Source organism: Antricoccus suffuscus (assembly GCF_003003235.1).
Lineage (GTDB): Bacteria > Actinomycetota > Actinomycetes > Mycobacteriales > Antricoccaceae > Antricoccus > Antricoccus suffuscus.
In genome coordinates this window covers 139236-154681 of sequence record NZ_PVUE01000010.1, presented here as the reverse complement: position 1 = coordinate 154681, position 15446 = coordinate 139236, and the positions used below count along the sequence as shown (strand labels likewise).

Genomic DNA, 15446 nt, shown 5'->3' with positions numbered 1-15446 from the left:
GACCGGTGGACGTTCACCCGGATCGGTGGACAGCGCATCACCGCCGAACAGACCACCCGCACCATCGCCTATGACGTGGAGAACGAGACCCGGTATGGAGAACGGGCACTGCTAGCTGATCTGATCGCGGATGTCACCGACATGGAACACCCGTACGCCGACGCGATCCGACCGACCTGGGGTGGTGAGGCCGGCGGTGGCCGGACCGCGGCCGATGCTCTCCTCGACAACGCCGAGCACCTCGACCTGCAACAATCCGACGTCGTAGCCGTCGCATAGAAACGCAGCGCTCCCGCCGGAGCGCGAGCGCGGATCTCGTGTGTAGACAACGGGCGTCTATAGCGCCCATCCTCTACACACGAACCTGATATCGCTGTTGTACTAACGCGCGCCGCGGCGCACACTGACGGACAGTCGAGCCCCCAGGAGGCATCATGACTGTCACCGATGATTCTCAGGCCACGACCGTCCGTGGCGCTTGCCCGCACGACTGCCCCGACACCTGCGCGATGCTAGTGACCGTGGTGGATGGCAAGGCAACCAAAGTGCAGGGCGATCCCGACCACCCGTTTACGCACGGTGGTTTGTGCGTCAAGGTCAACAACTACGTCGATAAGGTCTATAGCCCGGATCGACTGCTGTTCCCGATGCGACGTACCGGTCCCAAAGGGTCGGGGCGTTTCGAGCGAATCACGTGGGACGCCGCGCTCGACGAAATCAGCTCGCGCTTCAAAGCAGCCGCCGACGAGTACGGCGCCGAGTCGATCATGCCGGTCAGCTATCTGGGCACTCAAGGAATCCTGAACGGTCTGAATGTTGGGGACCCGTTCTTCAACAAACTGGGCGCTACGGTCACCGAACGCACTTACTGCGACTCCGGTGCCTGCACGGCGTACAGCATGACCGTGGGCGCGACTGCGGGCGTGGACCCAGAGAGTCTCGTGCATTCTCGCTACATCATCATCTGGGCCTGCAACATGATCTCAACCAACCTGCACCTCTGGCCCTATGTAGCCGAGGCACAAAAACGGGGCGCCAAGGTCGTGGTCATCGATCCGATGCGCCACCGGACGGCAAAGATGGCGGACTGGCATATTCCGATCCGGCCGGGCACCGACGGTGCGCTCGCTTTGGCGATGATGCACGTCATCATCAACGAGGGGCTCACCGACCAAGACTACGTACGCGAGCACACCGTCGGGTACGACGAACTCGCGGAGCGTGTCCAGCAGTACTCACCCGAGTGGGCGGCGGCCGAGACGGGCATTCCCGCGGCGGACATTACAACCCTCGCGCGTGAGTACGCCGCGGGGCAGCCATCGCTCATCCGCATCGGTGTCGCCATCGAACGTCATGCCGGTGGAGGCGAGACCGTGCGGTCGATCTCTTGCCTTCCCGCACTTGTCGGCGCTTGGCGCAAACCTGGCGGCGGCCTGCTGCAACTCCCGCTCTGGGCGTTCCCCGTCAACTGGCCCGCGTTCATGCATCCGGAACTGGCAACCCCCGGCACCCGCGTCGTCAACCAATTCCTCCTCGGCCAGGCGCTGACGGGCGAGCTCGCGCTGGACCCACCCATCAAGGCCCTGATGGTCTACAACTCCAACCCAATGGTCGTCTGCCCCGAGCAGGACAAAATCGTCGAAGGCATGTCTCGGGAGGACCTGTTTACGGTCGTATCCGACCAGTTCAAGACCGATACTGCGCGGTACGCCGACATCGTGCTGCCGGCGACCACCCAGCTGGAGCAGAAGGACATCATGTTCAGCTGGGGACACTTCTATGTATCTATGAACAATCCCGCCGTCGAGCCGCTGGGCGACGCAATCTCCAACACCGAACTCTTCCGGCGCCTCGCCACGCGGATGGGTCTCACCGAACCATGCTTTGCCCGGACCGACGACGACATGATCGCTGAAGCCTTCGACTGGTCCGCCCCGGCGATGGAAGGAATTACCGTCGAGCGTCTGCGCGAGACCGGGTGGTCACGACTCACTCTTCCGTCACCGGACGAGTATGCGCCGCATGCAAACGGAAATTTCCCTACCCCGTCTGGAAAGACGGAATTCAAATCGTCGATCGCCGAGCAAGTGGGCAACTTCGTCGTGCCACTGTTTCGGCAGGGGTCCGACGATCACCAGCCCGGGGGCACCGTCGATCCGCTTCCCCACTACATCGCACCGCGAGAGTCAGATGAGACCGGGTTCCTGCTGAACCTCATTTCCCCGAAATCGCACGCATACCTAAATTCCAGCGCCGGTGATCAACCCGTCCAACGCCGAGTTCAAGGAGAACAGAGCGTGACGATCCATCCGCTCGATGCCCAACAACGAGAAATCGTCGACGGGCAAGAGGTCCGGGTCTTCAACGACCGCGGGCAGTTCATCGCGATCGCCAAGTTGAGTGAAGACATCGCACCCGGTGTCGTGCTGTCACACATGGGCGCCTGGGCCAAAAACGCAAAAGGGGGCACGACCGTCGCAGCGGTCAACCCGTTCGTTTTTGCCGATCTCGGTAACGCGCCAACGTTCTCAGACACCCGAGTCGAGATCGCTGCTATATAGCCGGAACTAAGCACTAGTGGGGATACCCTTCGCTGGGCATCCCCACTAGTGCGTCGCGCTAGTTTGCGAGGTCTGTCAGGTGGTCACCCGCGGTCTTTATACCGCCGATGAGGATGATCGCGGACGCGATTGCGATCATCGCGACGATCAGGCCGAACGTTCCGCGGGCACCAAACGCTGCTAGGGCCGCCACCACGATATACGGTTGCACCGCACCGCCGAGGTGACCTAAACCGTCGCCGATCGACATTCCGGTAGCGCGGGCTCGTGTCGGGAATACTTCTGACGTGTATGCATAGCCGAGCGCAGGCGCCATGATCCACAGTCCGGCGAGGAACAGCCCGATGATCAACACCGGCGTGCTGTGACTCAACGCGATCGTACCTACTCCGATCATCCCGATGAGGCCCGCGCAGGCCACCGAGTACTTCCGGTTGAACTTCTCGATGACCATGAGGGAGAAGAGTCCGCCGAAGACAAAGCCGATGTCGCCAATCGCGCTCAGCAGCAGGCTATCCTTCACCCCCATCGCGGTCAGAAGTGTCTGCAGATAGGCGAGGTAGGCATAGGCCGCCATATAGATGAAGAACCAGTAGAAGAAGACGACGATTACCCGCTTCAGGTACGGCGGACGAAGCAACTCGGCGGTTGGGAAGGTCTTCAATTCGGCTTCGGAGTGTACGACGTCCGGCTCAGGCAGATGCTGACCTTTCTGGCGGACATTCTCTTCCATACGGTTTAAGATCGCGTGCGCACGATCCGCGTGGCCGTGCAGCACCAGCCATCGGGGAGACTCAGGAATCCATTTATCATTGAGGAATCCGAGCAGGATGATCGACAGCGCGCCGATGGCAAACACGAGGCGCCAACCAATGTTCGTCGGGAGCCACGTCACCAGGCCGAGTCCGATCCAAGGCGCGGCAGCCAGCCCGACACCACCCCAGAACACGTTCAGGGCAATGCCACGGCCACGCACCTTCGGTGGTGACAGCTCGGTCATCATCGTCGCCGCCAGCGAGATCTCCGCGCCCATACCGAGACCGGTGATCGCCCGGAAGATGGCAAGACTAGCCAAGTTCCAGGAGAACGCTGTCAGAATTCCACCGAAGAACAGCAGCCCCACCGAGATAGCAAATGCTTTCCGCCGACCGATATAGTCAGCCAGACTCGATAGGGCGTACGCACCGACGACGTATGCGAACAAGTTCGTTGTCACGGGCAGCGCCAGGTCAGCGCCGCTGATCTTGAACTGCTCTCCAAGAATCGGCAGCGTGACGCCAATTGCGGTGATGTCGTAGAACGTAAAGAAGTACGCCGCTCCGACGACTACAAATAACACGCGGCTCAGCCCGAACGACGGAAGTCGATCCAGCCTTGCGTTGATGACGGCTACTTCGTGTTGCGGTGCACTTGCGGTCTCTGCGCTCACCATCGGAAACTCCCGGGGTCCGGGCCGCCGCACGACCGGATAGTCGTGCTGGATTGCACACCGGTATAGACCCCACTTCGCGGGCGTGTCAATCGAGACGGCGTGTCCCTTAACGCCAAATAAACCCATACGCAGCAACGTATCGCGCGGGTTTAGGACAACGTGACGCAGTGGAGCGACGAACCACCCGTTACAACGAGCCGAGCGAACCTAGCTCTGGTTGAAGAAGCCACCCTCGGCGATACGCGCTTTGTCCTCGGCGGTTACTTGCACCTTCTGCGGCGAGAGCAGGAAGACCTTGTTGGTCACGCGCTCGATGCTGCCATGCAGGCCGAAGGTGAGACCCGCGGCGAAGTCGACGAGTCGCTTAGCGTCCGAGTCATCCATTTCGGAGAGGTTGATGATCACCGGTACACCATCTCGGAAGTGCTCACCGATAGTGCGCGCTTCGTTGTAGGTGCGTGGGTGCAGCGTCGTGATGCGGTACGACGAGCGCCCGGTCGATGCGGCGGGCGTCTCGGACCAGCGTGCCGATGCAGCCGACGAACGGCTGGGCGCGAGTTCGGTACGTCGGGGCATGGTCGTCACCGGCGTGGGCGCCGGCTCATCGTCGTACTCGGCCTCGGCGAACTCCGCGTCGTCGTAGTCGTCGCGGCGACGATCATCGGTGTAACTGCGCGCCCGAGCGGTCGCGCCGTATGTCTCGTACCCGTCGTCGGATGCGCGATGATCATCTTCGACCAAGCCGAGGTAGATCCCCATCTTGCGCATGGCTCCGGCCATAGGTCGTTTCCTCCTCGGTGCGGCGTCAACTGGACGCTAAAAGATCTGCTTCTAAAACGGTAGTTCGCGCGAGCCGAACAACGCGGTTCCGACACGCACCAATGTGGCCTGGTTTTCAATGGCCACCGCAAAATCACCGGACATGCCGGCCGAAATCTCGGTCGCCGTGGGATACACCTCACGCAGTTGCTCGCGAAGCCGCGCCAATCGCCGGAAACAATCTGCCGGGTCATAACCGAGCGGAGCGATCGACATCACGCCGGTGAGCTCAAGAACGTCGCAGGCCGCGACCTCGGCTGCCAGCTCGAGCAGCTGATCTGGATGGACGCCCCCACGCGCGGAGGTGCTGTCCTTGTCCACATTGGGCGGGCTCGGATCGAGATCAACCTGCAACATGATCTGCAACCGGCGCGATGGATTGAAACGGTCCGACTCCCTCGCCGCTTTCGCGATTGCTCGCGCCAAGGCGACGCGGTCGACTGACTGGACGACGTCGGCGTGCTCCAGCACCGAGCGCACCTTGTTGCGCTGCAGTCGTCCGATGAAGTGCCAGCGCACGTCCAGTTCTGGTAGCTCGATTCGTTTAGCCGCCAGCTCCTGGGCTTTGCTCTCGCCGACATTCGTCAGGCCAGACGCGACGGCCGCGGTGACGTACGACGCGGGAAAGTTTTTGGTTACCGCAACGAGGGTGACGTCCTCCGGCGGACGACCCGCCCGCATGCAAGCTTCCGCAATTTGCGCACGAACGTGCGCGATGTTTCCCGCTATATGTCCGGTATCGCTCATGATCCCTCGATCCACACCACGGCCACTTGCCGGCCGGTGCGTCCCTTATCGCCTCGGTGACTGAATAGATCCGGGTCCTCTACGGTGCATCGCGGGTCTATCTCGATGCTCTGTATGCCGAGTGACTTGAGCTGTCCGGCCAACCCGGCGCGGATGTCGAGCGCCGCGGTTCCCTGCTTGGTGCGCGCGGCAGAACCGGGTGCGTGTTGCTCTACATCGGCCTGCATGGGCTGCGGTACCTCATAGTCCCGTCCGCAAATGGCGGGACCGAGTAACGCGTTGATCGACCCGATCGAGGAGCCGAGGCCGACCATCGCGTCGACCGCCCGCCCCGCGACGCCGAGCCGCAGGCCCTGCCGGCCACAGTGCACGGCACCGATCACCCTCGCCTGCTCGTCCCACAGCAGCAGCGGTACGCAGTCGGCAACCTGTACGACCAGAGCCAGGCCCGGAGTCGCCGTCACGAGCGCATCGGTGACCTCGACGGGGCCGTCGACCCGCTCGGTGACGACCTGCACGGACCGGCCGTGCACCTGCTCCATCCACACCAGGTCCGCCTGCTCGACCCCGATCTCGGCCGCGAGCCGAGATCGGTTGCGCGCCACCGACTCTGGATCGTCGCCAACATGTAGACCAAAGTTGAACGAGTCGTACGGCGGCGCGCTGAAACCGCCCCGACGTGTGGAAAGCACCCGCCGAATACGAGGCGGGTGCTTCCTGGGATTACTCAAAACCCTGGTCCTTCAAAACCTGGTCCTTCAAAAACCTAGTCCTTCATGAAGTCCGGGATGTCCAGGTCGTCATCCATCTCGTCGACCGGCAACGGCCTGCGAGCAGGGGTCGGCATGGCCATGCCGCCACGCTGGCCCTGACCTGGTGCTTGCGGCCGTTCCTGAGGACGCGACGCTGGCCGCTCCTGCTGGTAGACCGGACGCTGCGGCCGCCCCGAGTCACCGCCCGTGGCAGGCCGGCTCGACGACTGGCCGGCGCTACCGCTGCCATTGCTGCCAACTGGGACCTGCTGCGATTGGCGCGACGCGGCGGCCGACGATGGCAGGCCGCCGCTTGCACCAACTGACGAGTCCGAGCGCGTCGGTGTTGCCGACGCGGACGCGATCGAGCCCCCACCGACGCGCTGACCCTGGTCGGTCCGGTGCGCCGGTGGCGTTACGTCTTCGAACCCGGCCGCGATAACGGTGATCCGGACCTCATCACCCAGCGCGTCATCGATGACTGCACCGAAGATGATGTTGGCATCGGGGTGTGCCGCGTCAGAGATGATCGTGGCGGCCTCGTTGACCTCGAACAAGCCGAGGTCGCTGCCGCCACACATCGACAGGATGACGCCCTGGGCGCCGTCCATCGACGCTTCGAGCAGCGGACTGGCGATCGCCTGCTGTGCAGCGGAAATCGCGCGATTCTCGCCGCGCGATGAACCGATGCCCATCAACGCCGACCCCGCGCCCGACATCACCGACTTAACGTCCGCGAAGTCGAGGTTGATCAGACCAGGCGTCGTGATCAGATCGGTGATGCCCTGCACACCGGACAGCAGCACCTGATCGGCCAGCCGGAACGCGTCCATCATGCTGATGTTGCGATCGCCCAGCTGCAGCAGCCGCTCGTTGGGAATGACGATGAGCGTGTCGCACTCATTGCGCAGTTCTTGGATCCCGGCCTCGGCTTGCGTAGACCGGCGCTTGCCCTCGAAGGTGAACGGACGGGTAACCACACCGATGGTCAGCGCGCCGAGCTTGCGCGCGATGCTGGCCACGACTGGTGCACCACCGGTGCCGGTGCCACCGCCTTCCCCGGCGGTGACGAACACCATGTCCGAGCCCTTGAGTACTTCTTCGATTTCTTCGCGATGGTCCTCGGCAGCCTGCCGACCGACCTCGGGGTTGGCGCCGGCCCCAAGGCCCTTAGTGGCCTCGCGACCGACGTCGAGTTTCACGTCGGCATCGCTCATGAGCAGCGCTTGCGCGTCGGTGTTGATCGCGATGAACTCGACGCCTTTAAGCCCGACCTCGATCATGCGATTGACGGCGTTTACGCCACCGCCGCCGACACCGACGACCTTGATTACGGCGAGGTAGTTTGGGGAGGTCATGCGACCTTCCTTCCTGCTAATTTGACGACTACGTTTCACGCGCTAAATTGACTTGTCCATAACTCTCAACCTCAAGTAAAGGTTCATAGTTATGTCAACCTGTGCGGTGTTACGAAAGTAGGACGTCGGACCCTCGCGATGGGTAAGGCGCGCCGGGGCGCCGCGTTCTTTTCCCGCTACTTCTTAGCTTTCGGAGTTCGGCCCATGAGGTAGAACTCGTCGTTCGGCATCATTCCGCCCCAGTGCGCGAGCCGGTTGCTCATCGCGAAGAAGGCCACGATAGAGCCGACATCGTAGACGTCTTCATCGGTCAGCCCATGTTTGCGGAGCTTGTCGAGGTCCTCGTCAACGATCTCGGCTGGGGTGACGGCAAGCTTCATGGCAACTTCGATAATCGCGTACTGCCGCGCATCGAGCTCGGCCTTGCGCCAGTCGTTCGCCAGCTGGTCGGCGATACGCGGATTCTTGGTGCGGATCCGGGCGATTGCACCGTGTGCGATGACGCAGTAGAGACAGCTGTTGGCCGCGCTCGTGGCGACCACGATCATCTCGCGCTCGGCCTTGGACAGGGCCGGCGTCTCACGGTCCATCAGCGAGTCGTGGTAGGCGAAGAAGGCGCGCATCTCTTCGGGACGTCGGGATACGGAGCGGAACACGTTGGGGATGAATCCGGACTTCTCCCCGATCTCCTCGACCTTTCCGCGGAGGTCATCTGGCAGATCTTCGGTATCGATTACTGGGAACCGCTTCGAGATCGTGGGGTCCATATGTTCGGCCATGTGTGCTCCTTGAATGCCAATGCGTTCGAATACGCTTATGTGAAGGTTGCTGGTGGCATTCGCGCCGCGCTCAACTCGCGTGGTGCTCGCCCCAGTGACCCATGTGTACCACATCCGATAGCGGCTTCCGACCGGCCTTCAACGAGCCAGAGCGACGATCCGCGACCCCGTATCCGACGGACACGACACCGACCGGCGTGTAGCCATCCGGTACGCCGAACTCTTCAAGCACACCAGGAATCTGAGCCGGTGGAACGCCGAAGAAACAGGACGCGAGTTCTTGGTCGACGACGGTCAGCATCATCAGCATCGCGGCGAAACCGGTGTCGATATCCCAATAGGGCACCGGCCAGCGAGCCTCGTCGCGGTCTGCCCAGCCCTTGTCCGGTCGCGCATACCGATCGAGGTAGGCGTCCTTGTGAGACAGGCACACGATCAGCAACGGCGCCGTCTGCATCCCGCGCAACCATGCGTCCGGTACGCCGTCGGGGTCGGTGGTACGGCGCCAGAATCGCGCCCGATCTTGAGGTTCCTCGATCACCAGAAACGCCCACCCTTGCGAGAATCCGGCACTGGGCGCGTGCAGCGCGTTGCTCAAGATCAGGTCACGGACTTCCGGCGCAACTGGACGGTCCGGGTCGTAGCTGCGCACCATGCGGCGGCGGCGAACGACCTTTTGAAAATCCATCGGCTACCGGATGACGATCGACTGCGGGCTGGAGATATCGTAGACCGAGCCGGCGTGCTCGAGCAGCTTCTCAATCATTGTCGCCTTTTCCTTGGCCTCGTCGTCACCGCCCCAGATCACCGATCGGCCGTCCTCAAGCGTGAGGGTCACGTCGGCACCGGTCTTGGCCGTCACCGAGGAAACCTGCTTATACAAGGCCTGCGGCAGGCTCGCGATGACTTTGACGGCCGTCCGAGTCGCTAGGTCACCGGTGCCGGGCTTGTCGACGGTGAGCGGTAGCAGGCCTTTGGCTACGCTGCTCCCGAGCCGCGCCTCGGGTAGGTAGACCTTGCCAGTAATGTCCACGGCCCACTTCTCGCCTTTGACCGTGACGATCGCGACCGGTCGACGCTCGGTGATGGTGATGACGACCCCGTTGGGCCAGGAGCGACTCACACTCGCGCTGGCGACGGCGGGTATGGCCTCGACCTTGGCCGCGATCGTGTCCGTGTTCAGAGTTGCGAGCGGCGCTCCGGAAGCGATGCCCGCGGCGTCACGCACATCGCTCACCGAGACGACGTTAGCGCCGCTGACGCCCACCCGCTTGACACCCAGTACCGAGGAGAACATCACCAGCCAGACGAGTGCCAGCACGACCACGAACGCGGTCAGTACGACGTACAGGCGCTTGTGTCCGCGTGGGGCAAGCGCCACGCTGGCGCGCGCCATCGCTGTGCGAGCGGGCGCCCGCCGAGCCGACGACTTACGTTTTGACGGCTTACCTTTCGACGCCTTCTTAGGCGCCGGTGCGGTACGCCGCTGAGGTGGGCGCGGCCGGGTCGTATTTCGCGTCATGACGAACGGCTCTCGATCGCGGCGAGGATCTCTTGGCCGAGCATTGTCACATCACCCGCGCCGAGGGTCATCACTAGATCGCCCTCATGCGCTAGCGCGGCGACGGCCTCGGCGGTCTGCACCCAGGATGGCTCAAAACGCACGGTGCCGCGGCCCGGCGGTACTGCGGCGGCGACCAGTGCCCCGCTCACTCCCGGAACGGGGTCTTCCCTGGCCGCGAACACATCCATCACGATGACGTCGTCGGCGAGGCCGAGCGCGGCGCCGAACTCGGTCGAGAATGCCTGAGTGCGCGAATACAGGTGTGGCTGGAAACAGGCAATCAGCCGGCCGTCCCCGGCGACCGAACGCGCCGCCTTCAACTGTGCGGCAAGCTCGGTCGGGTGGTGTGCGTAATCATCGAAAACCCTTACCCCGCTGGCAGTCCCGACGTACTCCATCCGCCGATGCACGCCGGCGTACCGGGCAAGCCCGTCGATAAGCTCGCCGGCCGGCAACCCGAGCCGGATCCCGGCGAGCAGTGCGGCCGCGCTGTTGAGCGCCATGTGTGCGCCGGGCGCGCCGAGGTCGACCGCGTGCTCGACGCCGTCGACCCGAGCGCGGTAGGTCGTGCGCGTGCCGACGACGTCAATAGCGGACAGCTGCAGGTCGGACTCGGCGTGCTGACCGTAGGTCCAGACCGCAAGCCCGCGACTGGCCGCCCGCTCGGCCAGCGCGTACGCCCGCTCGTCGTCGCGGCACAGCACCACAAAACCGGCCGCGTCGATCGTGTCGATGAACGCGTCGAACGCGCGCAGCACGGCTGCGAGATCGCCGTAGTTATCGAGATGGTCGGCCTCGACATTGGTGACTATCCCGGCGTACGGGGAAAACAGCAGGAAGGACCCGTCGCTCTCGTCTGCTTCAGCGACGAAGATGTCACCAGCGCCGAGGTGCGCGTTGGAGCCCGACTCGTTGAGCTCGCCGCCAATCGCATAGGACGGATCGGCGCCGCACGCTTGTGCCGCAACCACCAACATCGACGTAGTCGAGGTCTTGCCGTGTGTGCCGGCGACGGCGACCGGTCGCTTGTCGCTCATAACCGAAGCCAGCGCAACGGCGCGGGGAATGATGCGCAGCCCCCGCTTCGTCGCCTCGGCGAGTTCGGGATTGGAGGGGCGAATCGCTGAGGAGACGACCACGGTGTCGGCGTCGCCGAGATGCGCAGCGTCGTGGCCGACCTCGCACCGCACGCCACGCAGGCGGAGCTCGAGCACCGCGGCGGACTCCTTGGCATCGCTCCCCGAGATCTGCATCCCCATGGCCTGCATGATCCGCGCGATGCCGCTCATGCCGGCACCGCCGATTCCGATGAAATGCACGACGCCCAGTTCGTCCGGGCGCGGCGTCTGGGCGCCCTCGACGGCGTACGCCGGAAGAATCTTCGGTGGTCTTGAGTCGGTCACGGACGAGCCACCTCCAGAACCATCTCGGCTAGCCTGTCCGCGGCTTCGCCATGGCCAGCTCCAGTCGCATTTGCGGACATAGCGGCGATCTTGGCCGGATCGCGCAGAATCGATAGCAACTGCGCGGCGAGGTAGTCGGCCGTCAGTCGATCATCCTCGACCAGGAGGCCACCGCCGGCCGCGACGACAGGTGCGGCGTTCTTGCGCTGCTCACCGTTGCCATGCGGCAACGGCACGTAGCACGCGGGCAGCCCCACGGCCGATACTTCGGCCACGGTGCCCATGCCGCACCGGCAGAGCACAAAGTCGGCGGCGGCGTAGGCAAGGTCCATCCGGTCGATATACGGGACCGCGGTGTACGCCGGACCGTCGGCGTACACAGGCGCACTGACATCGTTCTTTTTGCCGTACGAGTGCAGGACCTGGATACCGGCGTCATGCAGCACTTGCGCAGCGCCGACGATCGCAGTGTTGAGGGTGCGAGCGCCTTGAGACCCGCCGTATACCAGCAAAGTGGTGAAGTCGGGGCGTAGACCGAAGTGCGTGAGTGCTTCCGCGCGCAACGCTTGACGGTCGATCTTGGAGATCGTGTCGCGGATGGGCATCCCGATGACCTGGGCCCCGCGTAGACCCGGGATCGGCATAGCCGTCGCCACGACCTTCGCCCAGCGGGCTCCCACCTTATTAGCCATGCCGGCGGTCGAGTTGGCTTCATGTACGACGACGGGGACCCCGCGGGTACGCGCTGCGAGGTACGCCGGCAGCGCGGCGTATCCACCAAATCCGACCACGGCGGCAGCATCGACCTTCGTCAGAATCTTGCGCGCGGCCATCGTCGCCGTCACTAGTCGCGGCGGCAGCTTGGCCAGGTCAAGGGACGGTTTACGCGGGAAGGGTACGGCGGGCACGACCTCGAGCTTGAATCCCCGGGCCGGCACTAGCGTGGTCTCCAGGCCACCGATCGCACCTATACAGGTGATTTCGATACCAGGTTCACGCAGCTGAAGGGCGGTTGCCGTCGCAAGCATCGGCTCGATGTGGCCGGCGGTGCCGCCGCCGGTCAACACGATGTGTCTGCTCATCCGGCCCTCCGCCTCCGTTCCTGGCTTACATTCTGCCTCGCGCTGCGCTGGCGCGTATCGCGCCCGCGCGCCGGTTGTTCACTGCGCACCGGTGTGCGTTTCGCTGGAGCGCGTTTGGCCGGAGCTCGCTTCGCCGGAGCTCGCTTAGCCGGAGCACTTCGAACCGGCTGACGTTTGACCGAGGGTTTCTTTGCCGGTGCGCGTTTCACCCGCGCGCTTTGCTCGCTGCCGCTGAACGGGTCACTGTCGCGGGCGTTACGCGGAACGGGGAGCCGCAGTAATGACGGCAGCCGCATTTGCTTCTTCTTCAGGTGCGCGACGGCGGCCGGTTCGTGCCGGGCGCACGAGGCGAGCACTCCCATGACAAACATCGTGATGATCAACGATGTGCCACCCGACGAGATCAGCGGCAGGGTGATCCCGGTAACCGGCAGCAGCCCGACGACGTAGCCGATGTTGATCAGGGCCTGCGCGACCTGCCAGACCACTGCGGCGGACGCGACGAGTTTGATGAACGGGTCGGTCGAACGATGCGCGATCCGCAACCCGACGAACGCGAGAGCACCGAACAACAACAGCACCGTGGCGCAGCCGACCAGCCCGAGCTCCTCGCCGATGATCGCGAAGATGTAGTCCGAGTGACCGTTGGGCAGCGCGCCCCACTTAGTCCGGCTGTTGCCCAGCCCAACCCCGGTCAATCCACCGGTGCCCAGCGCGTAAAAACCCTGCAGTGCCTGGTGTCCGGCCCCGGCCGGATCTGACCAGGGATCGAGGAAAGAGGTCACCCTGGACAACCGATAGGGCTCGGCCCAGATCGCGAGGCCACCGGCCCCAAGGACGCCAAGGCCCAGCAGGCCGAACAGTCGCATCGGCGTCCCGACTGTCCACAGCAACGCGAGGAAGAGCACAAGATAGGTCAGCGTCGTACCGAGGTCGGGCTCGATCACCACCAGCCCGGCGAGGATCGCCATGCCCGGCAACAATGGCATCAGTAGTCCGGACCACGTGTTGTGTTGCTTCTTGCGGCGTACCAAAATGTGCGCGCCCCACAGCAGGAACGCGACCTTGCCAACTTCGGACGGCTGCAGCTGAAGCGGCCCAAAGCCAAACCATCGTCGACCGCCGTAGATCTCGGTGCCGATGCCGGGGATCAGCACGAGCATCAGCATCAGGATCGACAAGATCATCAACGGTCCGCTGATTCGGCGCCAAAACGACAGCGGCACTCGCATGCCTACCCAAAGAGCGACAACCCCGACCGCGGCCCACATGATCTGGCGATTGAACAGGTAGTACGGCGATCCGTATTTGATGATGGAGTCGACCGCGGACGCGGAGGCCATCATGACCAAACCGAACGTCACCAACGCAAATGTCAGCATGATGACGAGATAGAACGATGTCATTGGGCGGCTGAAGAAACCGCGCAGCTCTTGAGACGCTTTGCGTGCAGAGTCGCGTGTCGCCGAAAGACGGTCGCTGCGTGCGGTGTTTGACGCGGCCATCTTCCTCCTTTAGCTGTCCTCGGCGACTTGTCTTGCCGCCTCTGCGAACCGGTCACCTCGCTGCGCGTAGTCGGCGAACATGTCCATCGATGCCGCGGCGGGGGCCAGAAGCACCGTCACCGTGGCATTCACGCGGCTGCCCGCGTCGCACGCCAACTCATGCGCGAGGTCGACCGCCGTGCGCATCGCTCTATCGTCCGTCGTCTCGACCTCGACAAGAGGTATCTCGGGCGCGTGTCGGCGCAATGCGTCGGCAATTACACCCCGGTCGCGGCCGATTAGCACGACGCCGCGCAAAAACGGCAATGCGCGTTCGATCAATGGCCGCACATCGTCGACGGACGCGCCCTTAAGTAATCCGCCGGCGATCCACACGACGTGGTCGTAGGCAACGAGTGACGCGGCGGCCGCATGGACGTTGGTGGCCTTACTGTCATTGACGAAGTCAACGACGTAGCCGTCCCGACGCTCAGAGGCCACGAGGACGTTGCGGTGCGCACCGGGAAGATATCGGCGCAGTCCCTCGCGGACGTCGGCGGCACTCACACCGACCGTTCGCGCCAATGCGGCGGCCGCGAGCGCATTGGCGACGTTGTGCGGTCCCGGCGGGCTGACGTCGCCAACGCTCGCCAGTACCTCGCGGCCACCGGCAGCGGCATACGTCCGGTCGATGAGCTCGTCACCGTCGACGCCGAGCTGACCGGCGTCCGGTACGCCGAGCGTGAATCCGACCGTGCGCGCGGTCGTCGGCAGTTTCGCAACCTCGGCACACACGCCCGCATCGTCAGCGTTGTACACGCTGATGCCTTGAGCGTTAAAGATTCGCGCCTTGTCTGCGGCGTACGCCGCGGCGCTGCCGTGCCAGTCCAAATGGTCTGCGGCAAGATTGAGCAGTGCGCCGCTCGCCGGTCGCACGGAGGGTGCCCAGTGCAGTTGGAAACTGGACAACTCGACCGACAGCACGTCATAACCGGTCTGCCGGTCGACCGCGGCATCGATGACCGGTGGACCGACGTTGCCGACCTCGGCGACGGTGCGACCCGCGGCAGCCAGCATTGCGGTAAGCATGCCGACCGTCGTCGTCTTGCCGTTGGTTCCGGTCACTGCGAGCCATGGCACGGCGGGATCCCTGAGCATCCAGGCGATCTCGACCTCGCCAACGACCGGCACCCCCTTGCCGGCGGCGTCCACGAGCAACGGTTGCCTGGGTGACCAGCCGGGTGATGTGACGACCAGGTCGACGCCTTCGGGGAGCTCGGCGAGGTCACCGGCGTACGTGATCCCCTGCTGCGCAAGGCTTGTTGTGAGCACGCGAGGATCGCGGTCGACGATCTGGACTGACGCTCCGCAGCGTTGCAGTACGGCGGCCGCGCTGGTCCCGGAGCGGCCGCCACCGGTCACGACGATTCGCGCCCCGCGATACGGGTTCGTGGAAACAGTCATG

General features: G+C 63.9%; 14 protein-coding genes. 2 read left to right on the top strand and 12 right to left on the bottom strand.

Going from position 1 to position 15446, the window contains the following annotated elements:
* Both CLV47_RS22065 and CLV47_RS13130 read left to right on the top strand, forming a co-directional pair.
* Nucleotides 1-279: hypothetical protein (locus CLV47_RS22065; RefSeq protein ID WP_170111066.1), on the top strand; the 279-nt coding region annotated here is incomplete at its 5' end.
* 155 nt (nucleotides 280-434) lie between these two features.
* Entirely contained in the window at nucleotides 435-2561 is a 2127-nt protein-coding gene (locus CLV47_RS13130) for a molybdopterin-containing oxidoreductase family protein (RefSeq protein ID WP_106349495.1), read from the top strand.
* Nucleotides 2562-2619: 58 nt separating this feature from the next.
* On the opposite strand, the gene CLV47_RS13125 is transcribed toward CLV47_RS13130, so the two are convergent.
* The 12 genes from CLV47_RS13125 to murD all read right to left on the bottom strand — a co-directional run bounded on the left by CLV47_RS13125 (nucleotide 2620) and on the right by murD (nucleotide 15445).
* Nucleotides 2620-3993, bottom strand: coding sequence for an MFS transporter (locus CLV47_RS13125; RefSeq protein ID WP_170111065.1), 1374 nt, complete (start codon nucleotides 3991-3993; stop codon nucleotides 2620-2622).
* Between the two features lie 207 nt (nucleotides 3994-4200).
* Nucleotides 4201-4773, bottom strand: a complete 573-nt coding sequence (locus CLV47_RS13120; protein ID WP_106349493.1) for a cell division protein SepF — start codon at nucleotides 4771-4773, stop codon at nucleotides 4201-4203.
* A gap of 51 nt (nucleotides 4774-4824) precedes the next feature.
* Nucleotides 4825-5559 (bottom strand): YggS family pyridoxal phosphate-dependent enzyme, encoded by a 735-nt coding sequence (locus CLV47_RS13115; protein ID WP_106349492.1) that lies wholly within the window; start codon nucleotides 5557-5559, stop codon nucleotides 4825-4827.
* Nucleotides 5556-6251 (bottom strand): peptidoglycan editing factor PgeF, encoded by a 696-nt coding sequence (gene pgeF, locus CLV47_RS13110; RefSeq protein ID WP_238145440.1) that lies wholly within the window; start codon nucleotides 6249-6251, stop codon nucleotides 5556-5558. Before pgeF ends, CLV47_RS13115 begins: the two co-directional genes overlap by 4 nt.
* Nucleotides 6252-6325: 74 nt before the next feature.
* Nucleotides 6326-7669: a cell division protein FtsZ gene (gene ftsZ / locus CLV47_RS13105; RefSeq protein ID WP_106349490.1), complete on the bottom strand. Its 1344-nt coding sequence runs from the start codon at nucleotides 7667-7669 to the stop codon at nucleotides 6326-6328.
* 176 nt (nucleotides 7670-7845) lie between these two features.
* Complete coding sequence (locus CLV47_RS13100) at nucleotides 7846-8448, bottom strand: peroxidase-related enzyme (RefSeq protein WP_238145439.1); 603 nt, start codon at nucleotides 8446-8448, stop codon at nucleotides 7846-7848.
* A 70-nt stretch (nucleotides 8449-8518) separates the two neighbouring features.
* Nucleotides 8519-9136 carry a nitroreductase family protein gene (locus CLV47_RS13095; RefSeq protein ID WP_106349489.1) on the bottom strand — a complete coding sequence of 206 codons (618 nt, stop codon included), beginning with the start codon at nucleotides 9134-9136 and terminating at the stop codon, nucleotides 8519-8521.
* 3 nt (nucleotides 9137-9139) lie between these two features.
* Entirely contained in the window at nucleotides 9140-9970 is an 831-nt protein-coding gene (locus tag CLV47_RS13090) for a cell division protein FtsQ/DivIB (protein WP_106349488.1), read from the bottom strand.
* On the bottom strand, nucleotides 9967-11415 hold the full coding sequence (gene murC, locus CLV47_RS13085; protein WP_238145438.1) for a UDP-N-acetylmuramate--L-alanine ligase: 1449 nt from the start codon (nucleotides 11413-11415) through the stop codon (nucleotides 9967-9969). The genes CLV47_RS13090 and murC overlap by 4 nt, the downstream gene beginning before the upstream one ends.
* Complete coding sequence (gene murG / locus CLV47_RS13080; protein WP_106349487.1) at nucleotides 11412-12497, bottom strand: undecaprenyldiphospho-muramoylpentapeptide beta-N-acetylglucosaminyltransferase; 1086 nt, start codon at nucleotides 12495-12497, stop codon at nucleotides 11412-11414. Before murG ends, murC begins: the two co-directional genes overlap by 4 nt.
* Nucleotides 12494-14002, bottom strand: coding sequence for a putative lipid II flippase FtsW (gene ftsW, locus CLV47_RS13075; protein WP_106349486.1), 1509 nt, complete (start codon nucleotides 14000-14002; stop codon nucleotides 12494-12496). The genes murG and ftsW overlap by 4 nt, the downstream gene beginning before the upstream one ends.
* A gap of 9 nt (nucleotides 14003-14011) precedes the next feature.
* Nucleotides 14012-15445 (bottom strand): UDP-N-acetylmuramoyl-L-alanine--D-glutamate ligase, encoded by a 1434-nt coding sequence (gene murD, locus CLV47_RS13070; protein WP_106349485.1) that lies wholly within the window; start codon nucleotides 15443-15445, stop codon nucleotides 14012-14014.
* Between the last annotated feature and the right edge of the window lies 1 nt (nucleotide 15446).